The following is a 12,549-nucleotide window of genomic DNA, read 5'->3' on the forward strand; positions in this document are numbered from 1 at the left end:
TTCTTCCTCCTCCATCTTTGTGCCTCAGGGCAGTTTTTTACGGAGGAAGCAGGCCATGCCGGCTGCTTCCCTACGCTGACATTAATCAGATCAGGTTCCAAGGGTTTAGGATTTTCCTTTCTCAGCCTGTAAAGCTCCCCCAGCAGTGAATAAAATCTAATAGAAACTTTCTTGCATTTTTCAAAATAAAAACATCAAGTTATCTGCACACTATTTTTTCATGCGTTTATTTTTTCACAGCAAAAACCCCCCTTGCATATTGCACCGGGGGCATGCCAGGCCAAAAAATGGCATACAGCTGCCGCATCTTTCTTCTGCAGAAGCTAAAAAGCGGACTCCTGCAAAAGGAGTCCGCGTATGTATGACAAATAAAAGCCATCTACACTTCCCTCCGCTGGTACGAACCAGATCAGGTATAAAAGGGTCAAAGACTAAAAACGGGTCTTACTCTCAGCCGGCCTCTACCGGCACCCCCAGTGCCAAAATATGCTATTTTCATAAGCTACTATACCATATGCCGACCAGGAAGAGAACAGACTAATTTCATATTATTCCAAAAACACAAAGCTGGAGATTTTAAGATTTGCGGTCCTACCCTCTGTGTTTGCTGCATAAAATTGTACAAGTCCTTCCGGGCTAATCCTTGAATAGGCGAGTGATATCATTGAGCATTGGAATATACATCAGCTATATCGTTTTAGGACTTTCACTGGCGGCGCCGATCGGCCCTGTCAATGCTGTCAGGCTGGAAAAGGGGCTGAAAAACGGATTTTGGCACGCATGGATTGTCGGCGCGGGATCGATGATCGCTGACGGGGTTTATATGCTGATCGTCTATCTCGGACTCGTGCAATTCCTTGACTCCCCTATGATTCAAACCTTCCTGTGGCTGTTCGGCGGTTTTATTCTTCTTTATTCCGGAATCGAAGGCATGATGAATGCCAATAAAATATCTGTCACTTACATACGGAGCAAAGAATCGCTGTTCAAATGCTTTTTCACCGGATTCATCATGTCGGTTTCAAGCCCGCTGTCGATTTTGTTTTGGCTGGGGATTTACGGATCGGTTTTGGCCAAAACGGCGTCCTCCTTTGGGACAGGCCAGCTTCTTGTCTACAGCCTCATGATTTTTATCGGACTGGGCCTTTGGGACATTTTTGTGGCAGGCCTGACGAGCGGATTCAGGCGGTTCCTGACCTCAAAAGCGATCATCATCATCAGCATGCTTTCCGGACTGTCGCTTATTCTTTTCGGAATCTATTTTGGATATCAGGGGATTGCTTCTTTGTTTGGATAAAAAAACAGACAAACCTGATATAAATCGGGTTTGTCTGCAGTCATTATTTTTTAGAACATTGGAACAGCGGCATTAAGTATTTAAGCCTGTTGATTGGAGTGCAAGGCACGCAGACTCCTGCGGGAGATAGCGGCAAGGCTGAGACCCCGCAAGAGCTTGCTCTGAGGAGGCTCAGCGTCGCCCCGCGGAAAGCGGAGTGCCTGGAACGCAAATCAACAGCCCCATTTATAGGCGGAAATTATTCATTAAGCTTGCCAGGGCTGATTGACCGCCTATTTATTTTTAGACAGCTGCAAAGCTTTTTTTATATCCTTGAAGGAATTGGACTTTCCGTACATGAGCACTCCGCCCTTGTATACCCTAGCTCCAAATATTGAGAGCAGCAGGATGGACACAACCAGGATCCCAATCCCCGCTATCGGCTCCCAGACCGGCAGGGTGAGCATTCCTACTCTCATGAACATCAGCATCGGGGTAAAGAACGGGATATAGGAGCTGATGGTCACAAATGCTTTTTCCGGCTGTGACAGCCCGATGATCGCGATCATAAAGCCGGCTACAACGAGCATGGTCATCGGCATGATCATCTGCTGGACATCCTCGATCCTGCTGACAAGCGAGCCCAGGAAAGCTGCAAGTGTGGCATACAGGAGATAGCCGAGAATAAAGAACACTACAGCATACATGATAGTGGCTGCCGGAATATCGCCGAATCCGAAGAATTCAAAGAAGCCTCCCTGCATCGACTCAAGATTCCGCTTGACGAAAAAGTAGCCTACCAGCAGCAGCACCGACAGCTGCGTCAGGCTAAGCAAGGCGATCCCGAGAATTTTGGCGAACATCTGCTTGATGGGTGAAACGCTTGAAATCAGGATTTCCATCACACGCGAAGATTTTTCCGTAGCTACTTCCATCGCAATCATGCTTGAATACATGATGACAGCAAAATAGATGATGAACAGCAGCACATAAACAAGGCCCCTTGCCTGTGTCAGCTCTTCCTCTGTTTTGGCATTCTCCTCCAGCGCATCCCTTTGGAACTGGACAGGCTCATAGAGACTGGCAAGCTCTGCCTCAGAAAGATTGATTTTTGAGGCTGCGATCCCGGTCTTTACCTGCTGAAGGGCTCCCTCCAACTCACCTGATACCGATGTATCCGCCAGGCTGAGGGATTTGTATTCGGCAGCAGGAAGCTCTTCGGAATCGGCTGAGAGAGTAAGCAGCCCTGCATAATCGCCATCCTTCACTTTTGCCTCGCCATCGTCTGCCGAACCGCTGAACTCTTCAAGCTTCAGGGTGCTGCCTGCTGTATTCAGCTGCTGCTGGAGAGGATTCAGGAGATTGCCTGTTTCATCGATTACAGCCACCTTTACCTCATCATCTCCACTGTCGAACGTTTCAATGATCTGCTGCATATTTGTAAGGCCGATGATCAGCAGCAGCGTGACAATCGTTGTAATAATGAATGATTTCGTCTTCAGTTTGCTCCAGTATGTGTGGAATAGGATAATCCAGAAATTATTCATAAGAAGCACCCACCTTTTCTATGAAAATATCGTTCAGCGAAGGCTCCTCAAGAACAAACTTCCTGACAAATCCCCTGCCGGCAATTTCTTTTAAAATTGCCTCCGCAGCCTTTTCCCCTTCAATCTGCAGATGCACGCCCTCCGCAGTCTGCTTTACCTTTTCCACTCCAGGGAATCCGCTTAAGAAATCCAGTTTGAAGTCCGCATGGATCACAAGGTTCTTCCGCCCGAACGCCCTTTTAATTTCCTTAAGTGCTCCGTGGACAACAGGGCGTCCCTTATGCATGATGCATAAATGCTCGCACATTTCCTCCACATGCTCCATCCGGTGGCTGGAAAACACAATGGTCGTGCCTTTCTCCTTTAGTTCAAGCACAGCGCTTTTCAATAGCTCGACATTTACCGGATCCAATCCGCTGAAAGGCTCATCAAGGATTAATAGCTTGGGTTTATGTATAACGCTGGCAATAAACTGGATCTTCTGCTGATTCCCCTTGGAAAGTTCCTCCACCTTTTTGTTTGCGTATTCCGGCACCTTGAACCTATTAAGCCAATAGTCCAGCTCTTTCAGAATATCCGGCTTCTTCATCCCTCTCAGCCTTGCCAGGTATACAACCTGATCCCTGACCTTCAGCTTCGGATAAAGGCCGCGCTCTTCCGGGAGATAGCCTATGATTGGGCTTGTCGAGTAATCAATTGTGTTCCCGTCCCAGGAGATGCGCCCGCTTGTCGGCTCCAGCAGGCCGAGCACCATCCGGAATGTTGTTGTTTTACCTGCACCATTTGCCCCCAGAAATCCGAACATTTCCTTTTCCGGGATGGTCAGGGACAGATCATCCACCGCCGTGAACTTTCCAAATCTTTTTGTCACATGTTCAAGCTCGAGTACCATCGTAACTCCTCCTTCTCTATACCTTATACGATTCAGCCTTAAAAAAGGTTCAAAATACAGGAAAAATCTCTTTGCAGAAAAACAGAAATTATGCAAGAATAATAGTAACTATCAGAATTTTTAATAAAAGGAGAAGACATATGAAAACCTATAAACTCACAGCCTTCGAAAATGATGGAGAAAAAATCCTTGATGAAAGCTTCCAGGCCGGCAGCGACGACGAAGCGAAAGAAATCGGCGGAAACCTCCTAAACGAAAAAGGACTCAGCGGCAAAACCCACCGCTGCACCTCCCCGCTTGGGAAACTGTTATTATTTCATCCATAGGTAGCGGAAGGTACTTGACCAGGTTAAGGAACCCAGGCTAAAGGCGCCTGCGGCACATCAAAATAATAAGAGCCGGACGAAAGGAGCATCCCCTTTTGTCCGGCTCTTATTTTTAGGAACCTGAACAGATTTATTAATTCCAGAATCAGACTGCAGCTTATTTTCCTTTAAATACCGGCTTTCTTTTTTCTATGAAAGCTTTAATGCCTTCCTGATGATCTTCTGTGCTGCGCATTTTGTATTGTCCATGTTTTTCAAGCTCAAGCATTTTAAGAAGCTGCGGCCGATTTTTTTCTGCGAGGATCTTTTTGGTCTTGATCATGGCAGACACGGGCTTTGAAAGCCAATTTTCAATTTTTGCGTTAAGGGCTTCTTCAATATTGCCAACAGCAATTTCATGGATGAGGCCATTCTGAAAGGCCTCTTCGGCCGGCATTGCTTTTCCTTCCCAGATCAGATGCTTTGCTTTATCCTCACCAAGCTTGCGCTCAAGGAAGAAATGCGAGCCTCCATCAGGAATCAGCCCGATGCCGATAAAGTTCATGGCAAGCTTGCTTGATTTGTCGGCCAATATATAGTCTGTAGCCAGCGCCAGGCTGAATCCAAGCCCGGCGGCTGCCCCAGTCACAGAGCTGATTGTCAGCTTCGGCATGGTATAGAGTGTGATGACAAGATCGCTGATGCAGTCCATCACTGTGTAGAAATCGCTTTCATTTGTGGACGAAAGCATCGTTTTAATATCGCCGCCGGAGGAAAAGGCTCTTCCGCTTCCTTTAAGCACGACGATGTCGACATTTTCATCTGTACTGATCTGCTTCAGGTTTGCAGCCAGTCCTCTGATCATTTCCTCATCCAGTGCGTTCAGGGATTCCGGCCTGTTCATCTCAACCACTGCCACCCTGTTTTTGATGGATACCTTCACAGTTTCTGTATTGCATTCTATTGCCATATCCGCAGCCTCCTTGGTCATAGTTATCTCTATTATAAAGATAGGCGGAACCATTATAAAGTTTTTATCGAATAATTTGAAATATTGTCATATTTAGCCGTAAGAAAAGGCAGAGGTGGTTCACTCTGCCTTGCTTCCTCTAATTTGCGGCCAGTGCTGCTGGACTTGATCCCGCAGGGCCATTTTAAGGAATTTTCCTACAGACGTTTTCGGGATTTCCTCCATGAATAAGATTTCATCAGGCAGCCACCATTTTGCAAACTGAGGCTGAAGGAAATCATAGAGCTCCTGTTTATCCAAACCTTTATGGCTGTCTTTCAGCACCACACAGGCCACAGGCCGTTCCTGCCATTGTTCATGCGGGACTGCTACAACAGCCGCTTCAAAAACGGCTTCGTGTGCCATCAAAGCATTTTCAAGATCAACCGAGCTGATCCATTCACCGCCGCTTTTGATCAGGTCCTTTGTCCTGTCGACGATCTTCATAAAGCCTTCTTCATCAAGGGTGACCACGTCCCCTGTATAAAGCCAGCCATCCTTGAAGGCTTCGTCAGTCCGGTCATCTTTATAATATTCCGAGGCAATCCACGGTCCGCGGATCGCAAGCTCCCCCATTTCCTTGCCGTCCCATTTGACCTCACCGTCTTTTCCGACTGCCTTCATTTCCAGGCCTGGCACAAGGATTCCCTGCTTCGCTTTGATATCGAGCTTTTCTTCAACAGACAATTCCTCCTGATAGCTTTTTAAGGTCGAAATGACTACTAGCGGGCTTGTTTCTGTCATCCCATATGCATGCATGAACGGAATCTTATGCTTTTGCTCAAATGCTTTAATCATCCCTTTCGGCGCTGCAGACCCTCCGCAAAGGATAGATCTGAGGCTTGACATGTCATATTCATTCTCATCAAGCTCCTTCAGCAGTCCAAGCCAGATGGTCGGCACACCGGCTGTGATGGTTACTTTTTCACTTTGTACCAGTTCTGCCAAAAGCTTTGGCGTAAAATATGGTCCAGGCATAACAAGCGAGGTTCCGAACCACACGGCCGCGAACGGAAGTCCCCATGCATTGACATGGAACATCGGCACAACAGGCATGGCAATATCCTTCTCGCTTACTGCTGCACTGTCTGCCATCCCTAATGCCATGCTATGCAGGACAATGCCCCTGTGGGAATAGATGACCCCTTTCGGATTACCGGTCGTCGCAGAGGTATAGCACATTCCGGCCGGGCTGTTCTCATCAAGGTCATCAGGATACTCATAATCGCTTCTGCCTGTTTCAAGAAACTCTTCGTAATGATAAACCGGGGAAAGCGTGGTTTCCGGCAGCTGGCCTTCATCCCCCATGATGATATAGGCCTTCACCGTAGACAGCTCCTGCTGGCATTTCTCGATGAGCGGGACAATATCAGGATCTATCAGTAATACTTTGTCTTCTGCATGATTGATAATATAGGAAATATGCTGTGGGGAGAGTCTGATATTGATGGTATGCAGCACAGCTCCGCTGCAGGGAATAGCAAAATAGGCCTCTAGATGCCGGTGGTGGTTCCAGGCCAGGGTACCGACCTTATCGCCCCTTTCCACCCCGATTGATTCAAGGGCTGCTGCCAGCTTCTTCGTCCTTTCGGCGATTTGCCTGTAAGTGAAACGGTGAAAGCCTGAGCCTGTTCTAGATACTACTTCTTTCTTCGGAAAATACTTTTCTGCTCTTTTAATCATTTGCGTCATCGTTAAAGGCGTCTGCATCATCAATATAATCTACCTCCCCATAGTAAACGCTTACATAATTATTTAAAGCTTATGATTCCTTCTGCCTATAACATTCTCTATACTTCCTGAATCTCCTTTATTTTAACAGAAATTTCTGTCATCTAACACTAAAATTCAGGCGGCCTCCTTATGGAAAGCCGCCTCTCTCTTACTATATTTTTTCCGCAATCATTTCAGCGGTTTTCTGGCCGTTGGCGATGCAGGCAGCAATGCCTACACCATAATAAGAACAGCCGGCGATTAGGACATTAGGATAATGTTCTGTCAGGCTGTCAGTGAGCGATTCCACAGCTTCCCCATGCTTGAGCGAATAGTTCGGCATTAGATTATTCCAGCGTGTCACTTCCACCATGGCCGGCTGTGCAGAAATACCGAGGCTCTTTTTCACATCATTCAATGCTTCTTCTACAAACCCGTCCCTGTCCAGCCCGTTCAGGTATGCATAATTTGGATTGGAGCTTTTGTAGAAAAGCCGGAGCAGAAGCTGGTGCCTCTCTGAAGTGTGACTCCACTTTCGGCTCGTCCATGTGCAGGCATTGCACTTAAGATCGCTTCCTTCAGAAACAATGAAGCCTGTGCCATCTGCGGGCAGCTCGCTGTCAGGGATATCGAAACCAAGATAGATGCTTGTGAGAGAAGAGTTCTTCAGCTCGGCAAATGCAGAATCCAAGCGGTCATCCCGAAGCAGCTTTTCGGCTGCATCATGGGGAGTGCTCAGGATCACATAGTCTGCGGTAATGCTTTCCCTGTTGGAAAAAGCAATCGTGTATTGCCCGCCATGTTTCTCTATTTTTTCGACCGCCGCCCCTTTAAGAATTTCAGCTTCTGTCAATGCTTCCTCCAGCCTGTCGATGAGGACAGATAGTCCGCCTTTAAAGGAAATGAACTTCTTGCTGCCGGAGGATTGAAACTTCTTTTTATTTTCGGACAGCCCGCGGATAATGCTGCCGTATTTATTTTTATATTCAAGCAGGTAAGGAAGCGTCGTGGCCATCGTCAGCTCGTTCAGCTTCCCTGAATAGACGCCTGACAGAACAGGAGAAACCTGGTATTCGACCAGCTCCCTGCCCAGAAAGCTTTCAAGGAAAAGGCCGATTGAGCTGTCCTTTGTGAATTCCTTATTTTTGCTGACAAGGTCCTTCAGGGCACGCACTTTTCCTTTAAAGGAAATCAGCGGGCTGCTGAATAATGACTGCACACTTGTCGGGATGCCGAAAACAGTGTCTTCGGGGATTTTCACCAGCCGGTTTTTCGAATATAGATAGGATGTGCCGGTTGCATTGTAGACCACTTCTTCATGCAGCTTCAGCTCGTCCAGCAACTGGAGGATGCTTTCATTTCGGGCAACAACCGAATCCGCCCCTGTTTCCATGATATATTCGCCTCTTTTTACAGTCGCAATCTTGCCTCCCAGTTCCCCGCCTTTTTCTGCGAGTATCAGGTTAAGCGGCAGGTTCTTTTCCCGCTTCAGCTTTTGCAGATAATACATGGCAGAAAGCCCGGTGATGCCTCCGCCGATTACCACTGCTGTCTTCATTATATTCACTCCTCAAACGGATCGATGATCTGGCGCCATATGCTTATTTTACTATAATTCAAATCAAGAATAAGCCTTGCCCAGGCTTGCTTTGTGTATAGATTGTGTCAATTGGAACGGCGCTTGGCGCAGCCAATAAAAAACGACTCTCAGAAGAGAATCGCCTTTTTCCATTATATGCTTTCCCTCTCTTTTTCACAAATATGCCGCAAGTTCAAAGGCATATAATCCAGGAGAACAAACAAATGACAGGAGCCGGGGCACCTGCCATTCAGTGTCCAGCTCAGGCTTGCTCCCTGCTGAACAAATCTTCAAGAATCTTGATTTTCTCTTCGGTATAATGCTTAAAGCTGTCATTATAGGATTTTGGATCCTTTGGATTAGCGAGCTGGGAGATCGTGCCTGTCACAGGGTGCACAAATTTGCTTGATGCCCCGCAGCCAAGACCGATGATCGTCTGCTGCTCTTCCATGATCATGATATTATAAAGGCTTTCCTGATTTTTCAGGGCATAGCCGACATTTTCAAGATTGCCAAGGATGTTTTTCTGACGGTACAGATAATACGGCGCATAGTCATGCTTTTCTGTCCATTCTTCTGCAAGATCCATCATCCGCACGATTTCATCTCTGTCTGCTACTTTATACCGCTGTTTATTCCGGGTCATTTCAGACGCCCTTTTAAATGAAAGCGTATGGACCGTCAAGGACTCCGGCATCAGCTTTTCTGTTTCATCCAGTGTGTGCTGGAACTCAGGGACTTCTTCGCCTGGAAGGCCGATGATCAGGTCCATATTGATATTGTTCATGCCCATGCCGCGGGCCAGGTGGAACTTATCAATCGTCTCTTCTACGGTATGATGGCGGCCGATCGCTTTAAGCGTTTCCTGGATGTAAGACTGAGGATTGATGCTGATACGGTCGATGTTCCACTTTTTCAGAACCTCAAGTTTTTCAGGGGTAATCGTATCCGGTCGGCCTGCTTCCACCGTGATTTCCCTGATATCTTTTACATCCGGGAAGGATTCGTACATTTCCTCATAAAGCATATCCATTTCCTCGGCAGTAATGCTTGTTGGTGTTCCTCCGCCGTAGTATACGGTCGTAATCTTGATCCCGTTTTCCTTCAGCCATTTGCCGACCTCGCGCATTTCATAATGGAGCCCGCCCAGGAAAGAATCGACAGAGCCCTGGCGGCCATTGATCGCATATGCCGGGAACGTGCAATATGCACATTTCGTTGGGCAGAAAGGAATGCCGATATAGATGCTTACTTCCTTCTTCAGCTCATATAAGTCAGGGATGACGGCCAGCTGGCGGTCCACGATCTTCTGCATCAGCTCGATCTTTTCATCGGTGATCAGATACTCCTCTTTCAGCTGGCGATGGGCTTCCGCCAGAGGTGTCCCCTTCTGGACATGGCGGTGCAGGAGCTTGGTGGGCCGTACACCTGTGAGAATTCCCCACTTCTGTGTGATGCCGGTATAATCCTGGAGCACCATCAAATACACGCGGGAAACAGCCTTGATCAGCTGTCTGAAATACTCTTTTTCCGTACTCCATCCCTCAAGCTCTTTCTCATAGGAAGCTTCTTCGCTATTTCCGCTTCGGTCACTCAGGACGGCCCGTACTTTCACCATTTCATCAACTTCCACTTTAAACGCAATATGGAGGTCCTCATCCCCAACCGGCTTCCTGCTCACTTCACATTCTTCGAAAAAGAGGTTTGCTATATTGCCCATCGGGCGGTCAAATCTCTCATGATCCAGCCCTTCTATATAAATACGCACATTCATCACCTTTTTTTTGTGGTCTAAAAGAATCTTAACATAAAAACAAAAACCTCCCATAAGTGTACAAAAAGGGGGAGGGGAGGTCAACAGGTTCAAATAGTGACAGGCACCTATACCAGCAGCCTTCACTGGTATAGGTGCCTGTCACCCTCTTTCATTTCAGCAGATTCATTTTTTTGAGGAATTCGATAGGGTGCTGTTTGCGGAAGTGTTCTTTTACCATATAGGCGACCCCGTTTTCATTATTGGATCTGGTCAGCCAGTCGGCCGCAAGCTTCAATTCTGCCGGGGCATTGCCCATGGCAACGCCGAGGCCTGCTGCCTTTACCATGTCCACATCGTCGATTCCGTCGCCGATGACGACCATTTCGCTTAAGTCCACCCCAAGCTGGTTGCCGATATGGAGCAGGCCGCTCAGCTTGGAAATCCCTGCAGGGACGATATCGAGCCTCTGGTCGCTCAGCCTGACGGTGTCAGCCTCAGAATACATATTTGAGATTGCCTTTTGAGCGTCTTCAAGATCCTTCTTGGATTCAAAGAACACCTCGATTTTCGGAACCGAAGCCGGATCATCAAGAAGGATATCACTGACCGATTCAACAAACTGCTGTGAATAAAAGATGGGATCCCCGGCCGTGAATACGGTTTTCGCAAGTATATTATGGTTGAGCTTTGTTTTATTCGCGAGTGAGAACTGCTCATGCAGCAGCCTGATCTGGCAAGGGAATCCTTCAAGCAGCCTGACAATCTCATACGTAATCGTTTCCGGCAGTTTTTTTGAAAAGATCGGCATTTTGACATTATTGCCGATGAATGCACCCCTGTGCGTTACCAGATAAGAATTGATCTTCAGTGCTTTTGCCACTTTTTTTGCAGAAGGAAAACTTCTTGACGTAACGAGCGTGACATAAATTCCTTTCTGCTGTACATAATCAATCGCTTCCCTTGTTGATCTATGCAGTTTCCCATTGGACTGAAGCAGCGTGCCCTCTATGTTTAAAGCAAGAAGCTTATATATCATCCCATTGCCCCCTATTCTCGATGTAATTCTGTCCTTATTCACTTTTATGAAAAGGAGAGCAGGAATAGAACAGGGCCAGGGAAAGAAATGTCCAGCCCCTCAAAGCGGGATTCCTTGGTTAAACCAGGTCTCGGAGTGCTTTTTCCAGATCGGTATATTGAAAGGCAAATCCATTGTCCAGCAGCCGTTTCGGCACACAATTCCTTCCGGTCAGGGCGAGTTCAGGCTCTGCCCGCATAAAGAGATAGGCGCCGGCCTTTACGAAAGGAGACGGAGCAGGGGGCGACCAGCCTTTTTTCAGAACCTTGCGGAGAGTTACCATGAACTCTTTATTTCTCACTGGATGCGGCCCTGTGGCATTATACACCCCGCTGTACTCCGGGTCTTCGATCGCATTTAGAAACATAGAGTTCAAATCGTCTATATGAAGCCAGCTGATATACTGCCTCCCGGAGCCGATCGTGCCTCCAAGTCCCATCCGGGCAAGCTTTACCAATGGTTCCAGTGCGCCTCCATCCCTGCCAAGCGCAAACCCGATCCTCAAGAGAACCTGCCTTGTATGGGGAAGCCTGTCCCCCGAGAAAAACTCACCTTCCCAAAGCTTGCACACTTCCGGCGAAAAACCATCAGCAAGAGGCGACTCTTCATCACATACTTCCTCGGTATCCCCAAAAATGGCCAGTGAACCCGCCTGCACGAACACCGGCGGAGGCTGTTCTGCATTCAATACGGCTTCCTTCAGCACTCTCACAGAATCAAGCCTGGACTCAATGATCTCCCGTTTATTTTTTTCAGTATAAATGCAGTTGACGCTCTTTCCGGTAAAATTAACAACTGCACAGCTTCCGTCAATCCGGTCCACCCAGCGTGCATCCATATTTTTCCCATCCCAGCGGATAAATTCCGCCCCGTCCTTAAAGCCTTCTTTTCCCCTGGAAAGAACGGTGACTTCATAGCCGCGCCCAAGCAGAAAATTAGTCAGACTTTCCCCAAGAAAACCGCTTCCCCCGGCCAGGATTACTCTTTTAGACATAATGGCAGCTCCTCCCTAAATCCACAAATATCAGTTAAGAAAAGTATAGCAGGAAACACCCCGCCCTTTAAAGCCATTAATTACCAGTTACCTCTATGAATAATTGCTTTGCAAGAACTTAAACTATAAATGTTTCAAACAATAAAATTACACCAAGGAGATGACTCAACATGGCAAGAAGCAATAATTCCAATCAATTACTTGTACCAGGTTTTGAAGCAGCTGTTCAGCAAATGAAACAGGAAATCGCGTCTGAGTTCGGAGTAAACCTTGGAGCAGAAACAACTTCAAGAGCAAACGGCTCTGTCGGCGGAGAAATCACCAAGCGTCTTGTGCAGATGGCTGAACAGCAGCTTGGCGGCACAAGAAGATAAAATGTAAAAAGCCGCTTGCCCCTAAGCGG

Annotated in this window: 11 protein-coding genes and 2 riboswitches; of the genes, 3 read left to right on the forward strand and 8 right to left on the reverse strand. The window is 47.4% G+C overall.

Annotated features, from left to right (window positions below; genetic code table 11):
• Nucleotides 1-50: 50 nt before the first annotated feature.
• A riboswitch (TPP riboswitch) is annotated at nt 51-151 on the reverse strand.
• A gap of 218 nt (nt 152-369) precedes the next feature.
• A riboswitch (TPP riboswitch) is annotated at nt 370-485 on the reverse strand.
• A 179-nt stretch (nt 486-664) separates the two neighbouring features.
• Nucleotides 665-1,297: a LysE family transporter gene (locus tag ABU165_RS11870; RefSeq protein WP_009793928.1), complete on the forward strand. Its 633-nt coding sequence runs from the start codon at nt 665-667 to the stop codon at nt 1,295-1,297.
• A gap of 272 nt (nt 1,298-1,569) precedes the next feature.
• On the opposite strand, the gene ABU165_RS11875 is transcribed toward ABU165_RS11870, so the two are convergent.
• A complete protein-coding gene (locus tag ABU165_RS11875; protein ID WP_101550988.1) occupies nt 1,570-2,823 on the reverse strand; it encodes an ABC transporter permease in 1,254 nt (417 codons plus the stop codon).
• Nucleotides 2,816-3,715: an ABC transporter ATP-binding protein gene (locus tag ABU165_RS11880; protein ID WP_009793930.1), complete on the reverse strand. Its 900-nt coding sequence runs from the start codon at nt 3,713-3,715 to the stop codon at nt 2,816-2,818. Before ABU165_RS11880 ends, ABU165_RS11875 begins: the two co-directional genes overlap by 8 nt.
• A 140-nt stretch (nt 3,716-3,855) precedes the next feature.
• Here ABU165_RS11880 and ABU165_RS11885 point away from each other — a divergent pair, with 140 nt between their 5' ends.
• A complete protein-coding gene (locus ABU165_RS11885) occupies nt 3,856-4,041 on the forward strand; it encodes a YhzD family protein (protein ID WP_009793931.1) in 186 nt (61 codons plus the stop codon).
• 157 nt (nt 4,042-4,198) lie between these two features.
• Here the strand turns inward: ABU165_RS11885 and ABU165_RS11890 are convergent, their stop codons facing one another.
• The 6 genes from ABU165_RS11890 to ABU165_RS11915 form a co-directional block, all read right to left on the reverse strand.
• Complete coding sequence (locus ABU165_RS11890) at nt 4,199-4,990, reverse strand: enoyl-CoA hydratase (RefSeq protein ID WP_022543562.1); 792 nt, start codon at nt 4,988-4,990, stop codon at nt 4,199-4,201.
• A 120-nt stretch (nt 4,991-5,110) separates the two neighbouring features.
• Nucleotides 5,111-6,742: a long-chain fatty acid--CoA ligase gene (locus tag ABU165_RS11895; RefSeq protein ID WP_318060262.1), complete on the reverse strand. Its 1,632-nt coding sequence runs from the start codon at nt 6,740-6,742 to the stop codon at nt 5,111-5,113.
• Nucleotides 6,743-6,914: 172 nt separating this feature from the next.
• On the reverse strand, nt 6,915-8,300 hold the full coding sequence (locus ABU165_RS11900; protein ID WP_318060204.1) for a protoporphyrinogen oxidase: 1,386 nt from the start codon (nt 8,298-8,300) through the stop codon (nt 6,915-6,917).
• 283 nt (nt 8,301-8,583) lie between these two features.
• Nucleotides 8,584-10,089, reverse strand: a complete 1,506-nt coding sequence (locus ABU165_RS11905) for a coproporphyrinogen III oxidase (protein ID WP_022543559.1) — start codon at nt 10,087-10,089, stop codon at nt 8,584-8,586.
• A 157-nt stretch (nt 10,090-10,246) separates the two neighbouring features.
• A complete protein-coding gene (locus ABU165_RS11910; protein ID WP_094769679.1) occupies nt 10,247-11,113 on the reverse strand; it encodes a Cof-type HAD-IIB family hydrolase in 867 nt (288 codons plus the stop codon).
• Nucleotides 11,114-11,231: 118 nt separating this feature from the next.
• A complete protein-coding gene (locus tag ABU165_RS11915) occupies nt 11,232-12,146 on the reverse strand; it encodes a TIGR01777 family oxidoreductase (protein ID WP_318060203.1) in 915 nt (304 codons plus the stop codon).
• A gap of 170 nt (nt 12,147-12,316) precedes the next feature.
• Between ABU165_RS11915 and ABU165_RS11920 the strand changes: the two genes are divergently transcribed.
• Nucleotides 12,317-12,520 (forward strand): alpha/beta-type small acid-soluble spore protein, encoded by a 204-nt coding sequence (locus tag ABU165_RS11920; protein WP_009795163.1) that lies wholly within the window; start codon nt 12,317-12,319, stop codon nt 12,518-12,520.
• Nucleotides 12,521-12,549: the final 29 nt, after the last annotated feature.

Origin of the sequence: Cytobacillus sp. T106 (assembly GCF_040492155.1) — a bacterium.
In the GTDB taxonomy this organism is placed as follows: Bacteria; Bacillota; Bacilli; order Bacillales; family Cytobacillaceae; genus Bacillus_AB; species Bacillus_AB infantis.

Coding starts and splice junctions, on each gene's coding strand:
- ABU165_RS11875 (WP_101550988.1), bottom strand. CDS start 2,823: ATGAATAATTTCTGGATTATCCTATTCCACACATACTGGAGCAAACTG.
- ABU165_RS11880 (WP_009793930.1), bottom strand. CDS start 3,715: ATGGTACTCGAGCTTGAACATGTGACAAAAAGATTTGGAAAGTTCACG.
- ABU165_RS11885 (WP_009793931.1), top strand. CDS start 3,856: ATGAAAACCTATAAACTCACAGCCTTCGAAAATGATGGAGAAAAAATC.
- ABU165_RS11890 (WP_022543562.1), bottom strand. CDS start 4,990: ATGGCAATAGAATGCAATACAGAAACTGTGAAGGTATCCATCAAAAAC.
- ABU165_RS11895 (WP_318060262.1), bottom strand. CDS start 6,742: ATGATGCAGACGCCTTTAACGATGACGCAAATGATTAAAAGAGCAGAA.
- ABU165_RS11900 (WP_318060204.1), bottom strand. CDS start 8,300: ATGAAGACAGCAGTGGTAATCGGCGGAGGCATCACCGGGCTTTCTGCC.
- ABU165_RS11910 (WP_094769679.1), bottom strand. CDS start 11,113: ATGATATATAAGCTTCTTGCTTTAAACATAGAGGGCACGCTGCTTCAG.
- ABU165_RS11915 (WP_318060203.1), bottom strand. CDS start 12,146: ATGTCTAAAAGAGTAATCCTGGCCGGGGGAAGCGGTTTTCTTGGGGAA.
- ABU165_RS11920 (WP_009795163.1), top strand. CDS start 12,317: ATGGCAAGAAGCAATAATTCCAATCAATTACTTGTACCAGGTTTTGAA.